The sequence below is a fragment of the Porphyromonas sp. COT-108 OH1349 genome (assembly GCF_000768755.1).
Lineage (GTDB): Bacteria > Bacteroidota > Bacteroidia > Bacteroidales > Porphyromonadaceae > Porphyromonas_A > Porphyromonas_A canoris.
Window position 1 is genome coordinate 1 of the sequence record NZ_JRAH01000034.1, and the last position, 13,924, is coordinate 13,924.

Genomic DNA, 13,924 nt, shown 5'->3' on the forward strand with positions numbered 1-13,924 from the left:
GTTCCCTAAAGGCGGATATATTCCCATTGAGGTAAACCGATACCATATACTCGAAAATGTTGTCCACTTCGTAGTATCTGCATTGCTGTGCGATTGTCTTGCTTCTTCTTTTCATATATCTGTCTGTCTAAGAAATGAGTATCCAAAGTATTGTCCCGATGATGAGGGCATAAGCCAAGATGTACACTGCGATTGCCAAAGTGATGGTAAGGAGTAGCCGAATGAGGAATTTCCCTGCACATAACCCTGCCAGCCAAAGCCAGACGCTTCCGCCCCAAAGGAGAGAGCCTGCGAGTGTAAGAGCCACCCAAATTGATATTTTGTATCTCGGTGTTTTCGTTTCAGGGGCTTAAAAAGGTAGGGCTTAGGACAAACAAGGTTTTACGGCGAGAATACTACCTGCAATGAAATGGAAGTGTGGAGATTGTCGCCTAAACGGCTTGCCGCCCCGACCTTTTTTGTACGTGAAAGCCCGGAACTACCTTTGCCGCTGACAACGAACAACCGATCCCGATGCGAATACATAGAATGGAACGTGGAGAGGAACACCGCAGAGGATAGAGCGAAAAAATGAAAGGCAGCCTTCACAAGAAAGACTGCCACAACAATGAGCAATGAGACGAAAAAATAGAATCAGCTGTCTGGATAGAGAGCCATCAGAAAAGAAAAACGGAGAAAGTTTCGTCTTTCTCCGTAGATAGTATTACCTTTGAGGTAGGTTATTTGAGTTACACAAAGCATTGTATATTATTGCNAAACCTTTAGAGCTTTCGTCTGAAACCTTTAGAGCTTTCGTCTGAAACCTTTAGAGCTTTTGTCTGAAACCTTTAGAGCTTTTTGCCAAAACCTTTAGAGCTTTCGTCTGAAACCTTTAGAGCTTTTGTCTGAAACCTTTAGAACTTTTGTCTGAAACCTTTAGAGCTTTTGTCTGAAACCTTTAGAGCTTTTGTCTGAAACCTTTAGAGCTTTTGTCTGAAACCTTTAGAGCTTTTGTCTGAAACCTTTAGAGCTTTCGTCTGAAACCTTTAGAGCTTTTTGCCAAAACCTTTAGAGCTTTTGAGGGGGAGGTGAGGAGGATCGGTAGGGAGGGAAGAATCAGACTTTTATTTCTATCTCTGCTATCCAAATCTGCTTTCTGTCGGGATCGGACAGCTGTCGGAGCAGGCAGGCTTTGTCGTATTGTACTTTTTTTCGGAAGAGTCGCTTGCCATTCACGAAGATGCTTACTGCTTTTTTTGTGTTCACCATTTTGGGCGAGATCTTTATTCGGAAGGCTTTCACGCAGGAGGTCGATATGTGGAAGCTGTTGTCCCGATACTCTGCACGGATTTTTGCGGACTTGCGAGGAAAGTCGAAAGCTTTCTTTTTCACCTTTATGGTTTGCAGCCGATCCTGTTCATCGTACTGTTGCCACTCTGTTATATCGAAGTTGAGATCTTTGTGCCACTGCGCTCTCGGAGCTATGGTATCCATTCGGATGTCGGAGATCCAGTCTATTGCGTTGTATTGTTGGTCGTCATATTCCCATGTGAGCTTCGAGGGAAACGGATGACGTTGTCGCCGAACGAGGTCTTCAAAAAGGAGACGGAAGCAGGGCTCGGACTCGTCAAACCTTGGGAACCAGTGCGGAAATCCTTTTGTCCGGATCTCTTTGTAGTCGGCTCCAAGCCGGGTCATCAGCCGGCTTATGCTGTCATTGGCATTGGGCGGATAGTAGTAGTCTTGATCCGTGGTGAAGGAGAGAAGAGAGCGGTTGAGGATATTTTCTATAAAGGTGCCGCCGGTACGCACCTTCGGATAGCCGTTGAAGCCATAGAACGAGGCAAATATCGTGGGTTGCTTCATGAGGTAAGAGAACGCTCCGGTAGCTCCGTTGGAGTGTCCCGAAAGGAATACTTTGTTGTCGTCTATGTTGATAGCCTTTTTCACTTCGCGTATCATCGCAGGTACCATAAAGAATCCGTCATCCGGCATCATCCAGTTGTACTCTCTGCTTCCTTGCGGAATGAGAAGTACGACACCGTGTTGATCCGCATACTTGGTATAGAATCGGTTGAAGCCCTCAAGGCAGATCTCCGGTGTGAGAAACTCCAATAGAGAGTTGTTCCTCACCGCTCCGTGCAGGATCACAAGCATAGGATAGCTCTTGTCGGGGGAGTAATCTGCCGGGAGATAAACGTAGTAAGAGGTGAGGGCAGAGTCGTTTATCCTGAACTTGATGGAGTAGTTTCTCTCTTTCTTGGGCAGATACCCTCTCTCCTTTTGCAACTCTCTGTACAGCTCTTCCGGCGTGAGTGTGGTGTCCGGAGCGGTGTATGAGGAGGCGAAGAACTCTTCTTGAGAGAGGGCAAGCCTTTTGTCGAACAGCGCTTTTCTTCTCTCCACATCTTTGAGCATTTCCTGCCATCTCGGATCGCCTATCAGGTTGGGATACTCCTTCCCGATCTGCTCTTCGGAAGCGATGGTAAACCATCCGGGAAATCCGTATTCATCTTTTTCAAGTGCGTTCATGCTGTGGAGGAACGAGAAAGCGCGCTCTTTCCGATCCAGTCTCGCCGCAAGGACAGAGGCATGATACAGCCCTGCGACATCTATGCTATCGGGATAGAGGCGGAATGCATCGTCGAAGATCTGCATCGCTTTGACATATTTAATGGAGTCTGCCCCGTTGTACATCAGGTCGGAGGCCTCTTCTATGAGTCTGTTATAGCCTTTCTGTGCATATACCGATGCTGTACAGCAGAGTAGAAGGAGCAGGGTGAGGATTGTTTTTCCCGGTTTCATGTGGTCCGATTTATGGTTTTGTCGTGTAAGTTTCTCAAACAGTGTCTCAAATATACGGCTTTTCGGGCTCTCCTTAATGACCGGATTGTCATTTTTTTCTTCTATTTTTGTGCCGAATATTTATGGGTAGCAGGTTGTATGCTCCCCGAAAAAGCGAAAAGAATAAACTGTAATACTCTCGCCGGTATGGCGACACACTGATAAACCAACATATCAACTAACAAACAAAAAACTACTGTAACAGAATGAACGTATTAGAAAACATCATGCAGGACTTGAGCCACTTCAACATCAAGGATGTCGTGGGGGCTTTTGTGATCCTCTTTGTGGCGGTCGATATTATCGGCGCCATACCTATCGTCCTTAGTCTGAAGGATAAGGGACAGACTTTCAGCACCGTAAAAGTGAGTCTCTTTTCAGGCATAATGATGTTGGCTTTCCTGTTTATCGGAGAGCCTATGCTGAACTTTTTCGGGGTGGATATCTCTTCGTTTGCCGTTGCCGGGGCTATCGTCCTGTTCGTAATGGCTGTGGAGATGATCTTTGGCGTGCAGATCTTTAAGGATGACGGGCCATCGGGCAGTGCCACGATCGTTCCTTTGGTCTTTCCACTCTTTGCCGGTGCCGCAACATTCACCACGATTCTGACTCTGCAAGCGGATGGCTATGCGGCTACGAACATTGCCATTGCGTTGCTACTAAATGCATTGATGATATACTTGATGCTCAGGTTCGTGAATCAGCTGGAACGCTTCTTCGGGAAAGGCGGTGTGTATGTTTTGCGTAAGTTTTTCGGCGTTATCCTTTTGGCTATCTCCGTGAAATTCTTCATGGCAAACATCGTCAAGATTATCGAGACCATAGGAGCAGCATTGAGTAAGTAAAGTTTATTTTTTATCCTCAAATCATCTTGTTTATCCCTGCTTCCGGTATCGGAAGCAGGGATTTCTTATTATTAAAGATTCGGTTGCGGAAAGGGTACAACCTCTTTCAAATTTGATTTTATAAGGGACAAAAAGTTGTCCGAAAGCATTTGATGTTTCCCTTAAACCTTTTCAGAAGTTGAAATAGAGGCGTGGTCGGTGGTATTCGTGCTTTGGTACATAAAAATCAAGGCTTGATTGTTGCAAATCAAGCCTTGAATTTTACTTCCGAACAGGTTTGGAAAAAGATGTAAATATGTTCAGAAGATTTTGTAAACCTTATTCTCTGAAGTAATGGCGCGCTATACGGGAGGAGATGGAGGTGATGATCTCATACGGGATAGTGCCAAGTGTGGAGGAGAGACGCTGCAGAGGAAGCTGCTCATCGAAGATCACGACCTCCTCTCCTTCGCTTACGGATGAGGCTTGAGTGAGGTCTATCATCATTGCATCCATGCAGATATTTCCTATTGTCGGTGCCAACGAGCCGTCTTGCAGGCGGACGGACATATTGCCGTTGCCTAACCGCCGGTCTATTCCATCGGCATATCCTATCGGCACTATGCCTATTCTTCGGGGAGTGTCGGCAGTGGCGTGAGTGCCGTAACCTACGGAGTCTCCTGCCGGAATCTGCTTGATCTGCAAGATGATGCTTTTGAGGGAAGCCACTGCACGGAGTGAGGTCTTGAGAGTTCCCTTGTCCTCGTAGGGTGGATAGCCGTACAATCCTATTCCGAGACGCACCATATCCATGCTGTATTTCGGAAAGCGGGAGATACCGGCGGAGTTGAGCGCATGCTTCAGCACGGTGTAGCCAAGCGTCTTTTCCAGCTCTTCTGCCCACGTTTGGAAGGTGTGGAGCTGTCCGAGAGTCTTTTCGTCTGCCGTAATATCGTCTGCCGCAGCAAGGTGTGTAAAGATACTTTTGACCCGAACACGGTTGGTGGACTTCAATTTGTCCAGAAGCAGCAGAAACTCCTCATGGGTATCGAATCCCAAGCGATGCATTCCGGTATCGAGCTTTATGTGTATGGGATAGTGTGTGATGCCGAGCCGTCTGCAGCTCTCTATGAGTTTGTCCAGCAAAGCAAGGCTGTACACCTCCGGCTCCAGGCTGTGTTTGCACATGTGGGAAAGGGCGGAAGACTCCGGGTTCATCACCATGATGGGCATCCTTATACCCTCTTCTCGCAGCTTCACACCCTCATCTATGAGAGCCACGGCAAGGTAATGGCAGTGGTGTGCTTCCAATAGCCGGGCTATCTCTACGTCTCCGCTACCGTATCCGAACGCCTTTACCATGGCGACAAATCGGGTCTCCGAAGGGACAAGGGAGCGGTAATACTTCAGATTATCCAGCAGTGCCGTGAGGTTGATGTCCAAAATGCTCTGATGTCGTTTGGGATGAAACAGAGCGGAGATCTTTTCAAACTTGAAGGTTCGTGCTCCTTTGAGCAGTATGGTATAGCCTTTCAGCGTCTGAGGATCGAAGGTTTCGAGGAAATGATTGGTACTCTCGAAGCAGAGAGGAGTCGAAGTCATTCCGGAGAGTTCTGCAGTCAGTGCGGCAAGCTGTTTCCCTACAAATATCAGTTTGTCGGGCGGCATCTTCCGTATCATATCCGATACTTGAGACAGAAGAGCCTCACGGAGATGCGGAGCAGACATACCTGTCATGTCCGAAAGAATGAGACAGGATGGAGTTTGAGACTTTTCGGAGACTCTTTTCAGCTGTTCCAAAGCAAGCAGCAAGGCAGAAGCATCGTTGTTGTAAGCATCGTCGATGATGGTGGTATCGTATATCCCGTTGAAGATTTCCAGACGCATCTCCACCGGTTCAAGCTGACTCCAGATGGTGGTATCGGGAGAGAGCGAGGGCACAAGCTCATCCAAGAGAGCCATGATAGCCGATAGATTTTCGGGGAGAAGCAGCTCGGCAACGGATACGGGAGGGGTGAGCCTGCTCCGATGCTCTGTATATGAACGGCACAGAGGCGGTTGGCTGATGACGGAAACAGCTTCCGACAGCACCTTATCCCTGCCATTGTAGAGCAGCAGAGCCGCCGAGGAGTGTGTCGCAAGCTTGCATTTCTCCTCCGCTTTCTGCTGTAAGGATGAGAAGTTTTCCTGATGCGCTTCTCCGATATTGGTGATGAGGACGATGTCCGGATCCACAATCTTGGCAAGCCGTTCCATTTCTCCCGGTTTCGATATTCCCACTTCCACAAGACACACTTCCGCTTCGGGGTCTGCCTGCCAAAGGGAGAGAGGAACACCGATCTGCGAGTTGAAGCTTCGAGGAGAGCGGTCGGCATTCACTCCGGCGGTAGTGAGAAGCTGGTAGAGATACTCTTTTATGGTCGTTTTGCCATTGCTCCCGGTGATCGCCACCACTTTCCCTTTGAAGCTTTGGCGTCTTTCTGCTCCGATTTTTTGCAGTGCATCGAGAACATCCGGAACGATCAGAAATTGTGCTTCGGGATATTCACTCTCTTCTTTTTGCAGCTTCTCCACAACAAAGGCACGTACTCCGGCGTGGTAGAGTTCATCTATATAAAGATGTCCGTCCCCCGTTGGGGTGATGAGAGCAAAGAATAGAGTGGATGAGGGAAATGTGAGCTGCCTGCTGTCTGTAAGGAGTACTTCTATTTCTCTATCGTGGTCGATCCGTTGGATGCCGAGTATGGATGCCAGTCGTGATAGCTTCATGGTCGTGTGGTGAGAGGAGGGTAGAGGGTGTCTCGTTCGGTTCGGAGAGATTCAAAGAGCATATAGACCTCTCTCTGATGCGCTTCTTTTCCTTTCTCCGAAGGTGTGTGCTTGGCGAGCTTGTACGCTTTGCGCCACTCTTCTGCAAAGGAGAAACTTTCGGGGTCCAACATAAACGCTTTTGCCTTTTCCATGATGTAGGAGATGGCTAAAGGCGATGGGTGAACCATATCTTCGGCATAGAAGCGGTAGTCTCTGAGTTCGTCCAGAACAATTTCGTAGGAGGGGAAGTAAGAGATACGTTCCGGGTATCGGAGTCGTAGCTGTTCTATGGCGAGTTGAAGCGTTGCCTTGCTGAGAGTGTTGGCGTGTATGCCGTCTCTGTAATGGCGTATGGGGCTCACGGTAAGCACTACTCGAAGATTGGGAAATCTTTCCCAAAGTTTTTGCAGTAGAGCATCCCAAACGGCAACAATCTCCTCTACGGAGATGAGACGACGCTTAAAGAGTTTTTCGGGTTGCTTATGACAGTTGTTCACCACTACGTCATCTTTATAATAGACATAGGCTGTACCCCACGTGGCAACCAGAAGACGAGTGTGCTTCCAAATGATACCGTTTTGAGCAGAACGCTCGTTGATAACAGAAGCTAAGGCTTCCATGCTCTCGCCTGATATGCGACTATGGTGCATGTAGCTGTAATAGTTCCCGTCCCGTTCGGTAAACAGAGAGGGATCTGCCTGCGTATCGTCAAGAACCGAAGCGATGCCGGAAGCGATGCTGAGAGGGTTGTACATCGTACCGAATGGTGAAGGAAATACACGGTAGCCCCCTTCGAGAAGATACTTGTACATCTCGTCCGCAAAGCAGGAACCCCATACTTGTATGAGGTGTCTGTGCGAGTAAAGAGAGGGAAGTGGCTCTATCTGAAATGTCTTATGGAGTATCATGATGAGGTGTCAGGTATTGTACAGGTCTCGATAGAAATCCATGGCTTCTTTGCACAGAGTGGGAGAGAGAGGTGTGCCGTAAGCATACAGACCGATGTCCTTGAGCAGTGCGGCGGAGATAACCTTACCACGATTTTTTTTGTCCTGCTCCATGTAGGCAATGAGAGTGTTGTAGGCTTTGCAGTTGAACGGAACAACCGGATAGGTATCTCGTATGTAGTAGCAGACCTTAGTGAGAAGCTCTTGTGGAAAACCGAGCAGCTTGAAGCTCAAATAAAGCTCCATGATGATGCCGGCAGCCACTGCAAATCCGTGTGGCAGCTCTTTCTTTCTGTTGTGAAGCATATAGGCTTCCACAGCGTGTCCGAACGTATGCCCAAGGTTGAGCATCTGTCTGACGCCGTTTTCGTATGGATCCTCTTCGACGATGCGCTGTTTTGTCCGAATGGATCGGGAAATCAGGTTGCCCCACTCTTGAAGAGAGAGAGTTTCCGGCTGTTGATCTTCTTTCAGCAGCTCTATGAGTGCTTTTCTGTCCGGCTCCAAAAGGGCGTGTTTCAGTATCTCCGCCCATCCGCTAAGCTTTTCTGTTGGAGGAAGTGTGCGGAAAAAGCCGGGATCTAACACCACATAAGAAGAGGGATAGAACGAACCGATAATGTTTTTGGTCTCGTTGAAGTTGAAACCTCTCTTGCCTCCGACAGTGGCATCAACGGCAGCCAAGATGGTTGTAGGTACATTGATGCAAGGCATCCCACGCTTGAAAGTGGATGCGGCAAAACCTCCTATGTCCAAAAGAGAGCCACCTCCAAGAAGAATGACAACGGTTTTGCGAGAGAGGTTGAGGTGGTAAAACCTGTCCCACAAGAGGCTTACCGTCTCAAGACTCTTGTTTTGTTCTCCCGGCTCTATGGTGATAACTTCGGGAGTATATGAGCCGAGACGGGAGAGAAGATGCGGAAGACAAAGCTCCCGGGTATGGGTATCACAAACGACAACCACGCCATCCGGCTCCATTTCAAGCAAGACTTTCGAGAGCAGATCTGCCTCGATGTCAAGTCGAATGATGGTATCCGAACAGCGTGGTTGCATATCGAGTTTATGTTTATCTCAATTGGAGTTCGCCCAATATGAAGTCCAATGCTTCATCGAGTCCTTGAGGATTTTTACCTCCTGCGGTTGCGAAGTGAGGCTGACCACCTCCACCACCTTGGATGAACTTCCCTGCAGCTCTCACCAAAGCGCCTGCGTTGGCACCCTGACTAACGACAGCGTCTCCCAACATCAGTGTTATGGTACACTTTTTCTCTTCTTCGGAGTAAGAGCCTGCAAGGCATACAAAACTGTCTGTGCCGATTTCCGCCTTTACCGTAAAGGCTACGTCTTTGGCGATTTCGGGTTTGAGGTTTTGCTTGATCTGGATCACCTTAACGCCATTCACGACCGGATGATCTTGTGAAAGCAGTTCTTTGATGATTTGTCTCTTGGACACCTCTGCCGCCTCACGTATCTCTCTTCTGAGAGCTTCATCTTCTTCGAGCAGCTTGTGTATTGCCTGTACAACGTTCGGAGTATTGTGGAACAGCTCTTGTACGGACTGAATGGTGGTCTGCATACCGTACAGATAATCTTCTGCATGCTTTGCGGTAACTGCTTCTATACGTCTGATACCTGCTGCAATGGAGGACTCTGAAACAATTCTGAATGTTCCGATGCGTCCCGTAGCCGATATGTGCGTACCACCACAAAGCTCGATGCTGTTGCCGTAACGAATCACGCGAACCTCTTCACCATATTTTTCACCGAACAGAGCCATGGCTCCCATTGCCTTTGCTTCAGCAATAGGGATGTTGCGCATCTCTTCTCTTGTGAGGTTTTCACGTATCTTTTCGGTAACCTTACGCTCTACAAGACGTATCTCTTCCTGTGTCATCTTGGAGAAGTGAGCGAAGTCGAAGCGTAAAACTTCAGAGGATACATAAGATCCTTTCTGCTCTACGTGTGTACCCAATACCTCTCTGAGAGCTTCGTGAAGCAGGTGCGTTGCGGTGTGGTTACACTCTGTTGCAATGCGTTTTTCCACATCGACCTTCAAGGTAAATGGCTGTGAAGGGTTCTTCGGAAGAGCTTCAACGATATGTATGGGCAGGTTATTCTCTCTCACCGTATCTTGTATGGTGATGCTCTCACCATCTTCCGCGCCGATCATTACGCCGGTATCTCCTACCTGTCCACCCATTTCGGCATAGAATGGAGACTTGTCCATCACGATCTGATAATAGGTTTGCTTCTTCTTCGTAACCTGACGATAGCGGAGGATATGAGCATCTGTGGTCTCAGTGAAATCGTATCCGGTAAATTCGGGAGACCCTTCGGACAGTTCGACCCAATCTTTTGCTTCGATGGCGGCAGCGTTACGAGCTCTCTCTTTCTGCTTGTTCATTTCCACCTCAAAGCCTTTCAAGTCTGACTCCAAACCATGTTCGCGAAGGATTAGCTCCGTTAAATCCGTAGGGAAACCGTAGCGGTCGTATAACTCAAACACCTTACTGCCTTGAAGAACCTTGTTCCCTTCTGCTTTAAGAGCCTCTACATATCCTTCAAGAATGTGAATACCGGTCTCAAGAGTACGTAGGAAAGACTCTTCTTCCTCTTTCATCACTTTCTGTACCAGATTTTGCTGTGCCGGCAGTTCCGGATAAGCTTCTCCCATAACCTCTATGAGTGTAGGGATGAGGGAGTACATATAAGCCTCTTTGCGTTCAAGGAAAGTATAACCATAGCGAACAGCCCGACGAAGGATACGGCGTATTACATAGCCTGCTTTCGCATTGGACGGCAGCTGTCCGTCCGTGATGGAGAATGCAATAGTACGGATATGGTCTGCAATAACGCGCATCGCCACATCTGTCTTAGGATTGCTGCCATACGGTATGCGGCAGTCCGATGCAATTTTTTGGATAATCGGCTGGAAGATGTCGGTATCGTAGTTGGATGTCTTGCCTTGAAGTGCCATGCAGAGACGCTCAAAGCCCATACCGGTATCTATTACCTTATTCGGTAGTGGCTCCAATGCTCCGTCCGCTTTCCTGTTATACTGCATGAACACCAGGTTCCATATCTCTATGACCTGCGGATGATCATGGTTCACAAGGCTTCTGCCCTCTACCTCACGGCGTTCGTTATCCGGGCGAAGGTCTATATGAATTTCGGAACAAGGACCACAAGGACCTGTATCTCCCATTTCCCAGAAGTTGTCTTTCTTATTACCGTCTATGATTCTCTCTTCAGAAAGGTAGGCTTTCCAGAAAGAAGCTGCTTCGTTGTCTCGTTCAAGATTTTCTTCCGGCGAGCCTTCAAAGACCGTTACATATATTCTGTCTTTGTCCAGACCGAGTACATCCACAAGAAACTCCCAAGCCCATGAGATGGCTTCTTGCTTGAAATAGTTGCCGAAAGACCAGTTACCAAGCATCTCAAACATGGTATGGTGATAGGTGTCATGCCCTACCTCCTCAAGGTCATTGTGCTTACCGCTTACGCGGAGACACTTTTGAGAGTCTGCTATACGGGGGTACTTGATGGGAGCATTGCCCAATATTATATCCTTAAACTGATTCATCCCTGCGTTGGTAAACATCAACGTCGGGTCATCTTTAATAACCATTGGAGCCGAGGGCACTATATGGTGCTCCTTCGAGGCGAAAAAGTCGAGAAACGCTTGCCGTATCTCTGCTGATGTGAGCATATCTAATTCTTTATTTTGTAGTATTATCTTTTATCTTTTTTGCACTCAATCTGTTTTCCACAAGCCGTCTGTTATAGTCCATGACAACGGCTGGAAGCATTTTATCTGTTATAACATGAGATTGTATCGTATCTCTTTTCGGAAGAAGTTCCGAGTCAAGATCCAATCTTTTACATTCTCCGTTCTGTTCGTTAAGAGCAAACACCCCGTCTTTTGAGATCAGATTATACTCTCCGCCGAATACCACGGCGTATGAAGTGGAATGCGGATCGAACAGATTGTGTCCGTATGAAACGATCTCATCTTCTATGCCCAACAAGTAGAGTAGAGACGGATAGATGTCTGCCTGTTGCACTACTTTGTTGGTGTATATATCTTGTGGCAAAGGCTTACCGGGTATATACCAGAGAAGCGGTATGGCAAATCGTCCTACAACATTGGCGTATGCAGGATTTGCGCTTTGCGAGGTATGGTCTGCGGTGATGATAAATATCGTTTTATCGAACCATGGTTCGGAAGATGCTTTTTCAAAGAACAGCCGGAGGGCATCATCCGAATAGCCGATCATCCGTTGCAGGTCCACCTTTCCCTCCGGATATTTTCCTTTCTCCTCTTTGGGCAGCTTAAACGGATGATGACTCGATAGTGTGAATATCGTCGTAAGCCATGGAGAGGATTGTCCGGTAACGACCGGAGGAAGTGTCGGTAAGAATTTCTTATCCCATATTCCCCAAGCATTATCGTAGTCGGCATCGTTGTTGTACTCTTTCATGCCGTGATAGCCGGTGTATCCCATGTGTGTAGAGAAGGCATCGAATCCCATAGAGCCGTTTGGTGCACCGTGCATAAAGACCGCCTCTTTATAGCCATGTCGCATAAGGCAGCTGCCCATACCGTCTATCTCATTGCCGGAATAGTTGCTGGTCACAAAGTTCAATCCCAACGCCGGAATGCTTGCCACTATCGACGGCATAGCATCTATGGACTTCACGCCATTGGCGAAAGCGTAGGGGAATGAGAGTGTTGCGCTGTCTCGTATGACACCATCCAGGAACGGAGAAAACCCCTTGCCGTCCGGCTGTAATGCCCCTATATGTTCTTTTGCAAAGCTCTCCAGGATCAGGATCATCACGTTATAATCTTTGTATGAACCGAAAAGAGAGTCTTGCTCTCCGAGTGGAGCGGCTTTGTATGTTGCGGAAAAGAGGGTCTCTGCCTCTTCTCGTGGAATGTAGTCTATCAGTTTGAGCACCTTCTTGTCTGCTGTTCGTATCATGCAGAAAGGTGTGTTGAGGACAAGATCACGGTCTTTAACCTCTTTCACATACGAGTGTGCATTGAAAGGGGAGAGCGGACGTATGCTGTGAACAAGCCCTCCGCGTATTCCGACGACCGTAACGAACGCTACGGCAAGAGCCTTCCCCGTGGTGATGATGAACCTCCAAAGTGCAGAGGTGTTTGTGGTGCTGCGATATTTTATCCTGCCGTAAGCCCATATCAAGAGAGCAATCATGACTATGGCAACCGAGGTAAGAAGCGGATTTTGCCACGCAAGGCGCAAGACGAGAAAGAACGGATTGTCTCCGCCGAACTCTTGAAAGACGGTGGACGTCATTCTTTTGCGAACAAAAGGAAAGTATCCGGCATCTCCCACATTGAGGATGACTGCAGCAATATTCGGTATCAGGAAGAGCCACTTGACCAGATGATAGGAGGTTTTGCTCTCTCTTACTCTGCCGGGGAAGTAGCCTAAAACGATGAAAGCAAACATATAGAGGCTGTTGATGTAGCCCATTGCCGCAATGTCGAATCGCTGTCCGCCGAGCCATGCAGTCCAGATTTCACCTGCCGAGAGATGCTCGTAAGATGAGAGGTTGTGGATATAAAATACCAGACGTCCTATGTTGAACATCAGCCACGAGAGTAGCAGATGGTAAAAAAATATCAGGTAGCTGTGTCCTGTAAATTTTGTCTTCATTTCGTTACGATGTACGCGTCAAATCAGTTAGGAATGTTCTGATTTTTCTCTTCGCTCGATGATGTAGTCGCACTGCTCTATCAAGGCGTCTATCCCTGCCTTTATCTCCATGAGCTTATCCACGACACTTTTACCGTCCGAAGGCTGTTTCTCAGAGAGTTTTCTCTTTGCAGCCTCCACTGTAAAGCCTTGTTCTTGCACAAGGTAATAGACTCTGTCCACCTGTTCCACATCTTTTTTATGGTAGTATCTGGTACCTTTTTTAGACTTTCGGGGGGATATCAGCTTGCACTTCTCCCAGTAGCGCAAAATGCTTTCGGTGATGCCGTACATCTGTGCCAACTCTCCTATGGTCATACATATCTTTGTACCACCATCTTCCTTCCAGTTGATATGTTGTTTTTTGCTACTGAACATCAGGTTTAGAGTCTTGTCTTTTTCTTCTCTGTGCAGCTTGCACGGAGCAAGAAAAGGAGCTTAGAGTCTTAATGCACAAAGATAGCTATTTTTTATTATCTGTATCCGGTTTTAGAGGATAGGAATGATACTTCTGTTTTGCCCTTTTCAAGAGGCTTTTTCTCCCGATTCAAAAGGGGCTTTTGGCGGAACTTTTATATAAAAACGAACTCTTGATTTTGCCCGATTTTCCCTCCCTCTCTGTCTTGATTTTCTCTTTGGAAAATTTTCGGCATCTGTTAAGTATTTGATTTTTAGATTTTTGCCGAAAATCTTAAATTCGGAAAAATTTTTTCTTCAGTCCGTTTGATGGGGCTTTTTCGCGTTAATATGGGTGAATTTTAACAGGGTGTTGTGTAAATAAATCCTAATCCTA

Annotated in this window: 9 protein-coding genes; 1 reads left to right on the plus strand and 8 read right to left on the minus strand. The window is 47.5% G+C overall.

Going from position 1 to position 13,924, the window contains the following annotated elements:
* Positions 1-127: 127 nt before the first annotated feature.
* Together JT26_RS11010 and JT26_RS07835 are read right to left on the minus strand one after the other, a co-directional pair.
* On the minus strand, positions 128-319 hold the full coding sequence (locus tag JT26_RS11010; protein ID WP_081966420.1) for a hypothetical protein: 192 nt from the start codon (positions 317-319) through the stop codon (positions 128-130).
* 776 nt (positions 320-1,095) lie between these two features.
* Positions 1,096-2,784: an alpha/beta hydrolase-fold protein gene (locus JT26_RS07835; protein ID WP_052110469.1), complete on the minus strand. Its 1,689-nt coding sequence runs from the start codon at positions 2,782-2,784 to the stop codon at positions 1,096-1,098.
* Between the two features lie 245 nt (positions 2,785-3,029).
* Between JT26_RS07835 and JT26_RS07840 the strand changes: the two genes are divergently transcribed.
* Complete coding sequence (locus JT26_RS07840) at positions 3,030-3,668, plus strand: MarC family protein (protein ID WP_036848583.1); 639 nt, start codon at positions 3,030-3,032, stop codon at positions 3,666-3,668.
* A gap of 318 nt (positions 3,669-3,986) precedes the next feature.
* Here the strand turns inward: JT26_RS07840 and alr are convergent, their stop codons facing one another.
* From alr to JT26_RS07870, 6 genes are read right to left on the minus strand one after another with little or no spacing between them, the layout of a single operon-like run.
* Positions 3,987-6,416 carry an alanine racemase gene (alr, locus tag JT26_RS07845; protein ID WP_036848586.1) on the minus strand — a complete coding sequence of 810 codons (2,430 nt, stop codon included), beginning with the start codon at positions 6,414-6,416 and terminating at the stop codon, positions 3,987-3,989.
* Positions 6,413-7,366 (minus strand): GSCFA domain-containing protein, encoded by a 954-nt coding sequence (locus tag JT26_RS07850; RefSeq protein WP_036848589.1) that lies wholly within the window; start codon positions 7,364-7,366, stop codon positions 6,413-6,415. Before JT26_RS07850 ends, alr begins: the two co-directional genes overlap by 4 nt.
* 9 nt (positions 7,367-7,375) lie before the next feature.
* Positions 7,376-8,458 carry a 3-dehydroquinate synthase family protein gene (locus JT26_RS07855; protein ID WP_036848592.1) on the minus strand — a complete coding sequence of 361 codons (1,083 nt, stop codon included), beginning with the start codon at positions 8,456-8,458 and terminating at the stop codon, positions 7,376-7,378.
* Positions 8,459-8,471: 13 nt separating this feature from the next.
* Positions 8,472-11,114, minus strand: coding sequence for an alanine--tRNA ligase (gene alaS, locus JT26_RS07860; RefSeq protein WP_036848595.1), 2,643 nt, complete (start codon positions 11,112-11,114; stop codon positions 8,472-8,474).
* 10 nt (positions 11,115-11,124) lie between these two features.
* Complete coding sequence (locus JT26_RS07865) at positions 11,125-13,092, minus strand: LTA synthase family protein (RefSeq protein WP_036848598.1); 1,968 nt, start codon at positions 13,090-13,092, stop codon at positions 11,125-11,127.
* A 27-nt stretch (positions 13,093-13,119) separates the two neighbouring features.
* Complete coding sequence (locus tag JT26_RS07870) at positions 13,120-13,509, minus strand: MerR family transcriptional regulator (RefSeq protein ID WP_052079251.1); 390 nt, start codon at positions 13,507-13,509, stop codon at positions 13,120-13,122.
* Positions 13,510-13,924 lie beyond the last annotated feature (415 nt).

Bases quoted from the DNA above. Each gene is read 5' to 3' on its own strand.
- JT26_RS07835 (WP_052110469.1), bottom strand. From the start codon at position 2,784: ATGAAACCGGGAAAAACAATCCTCACCCTGCTCCTTCTACTCTGCTGT.
- JT26_RS07840 (WP_036848583.1), top strand. From the start codon at position 3,030: ATGAACGTATTAGAAAACATCATGCAGGACTTGAGCCACTTCAACATC.
- alr (WP_036848586.1), bottom strand. From the start codon at position 6,416: ATGAAGCTATCACGACTGGCATCCATACTCGGCATCCAACGGATCGAC.
- JT26_RS07850 (WP_036848589.1), bottom strand. From the start codon at position 7,366: ATGATACTCCATAAGACATTTCAGATAGAGCCACTTCCCTCTCTTTAC.
- JT26_RS07855 (WP_036848592.1), bottom strand. From the start codon at position 8,458: ATGCAACCACGCTGTTCGGATACCATCATTCGACTTGACATCGAGGCA.
- alaS (WP_036848595.1), bottom strand. From the start codon at position 11,114: ATGCTCACATCAGCAGAGATACGGCAAGCGTTTCTCGACTTTTTCGCC.
- JT26_RS07865 (WP_036848598.1), bottom strand. From the start codon at position 13,092: ATGAAGACAAAATTTACAGGACACAGCTACCTGATATTTTTTTACCAT.
- JT26_RS07870 (WP_052079251.1), bottom strand. From the start codon at position 13,509: ATGTTCAGTAGCAAAAAACAACATATCAACTGGAAGGAAGATGGTGGT.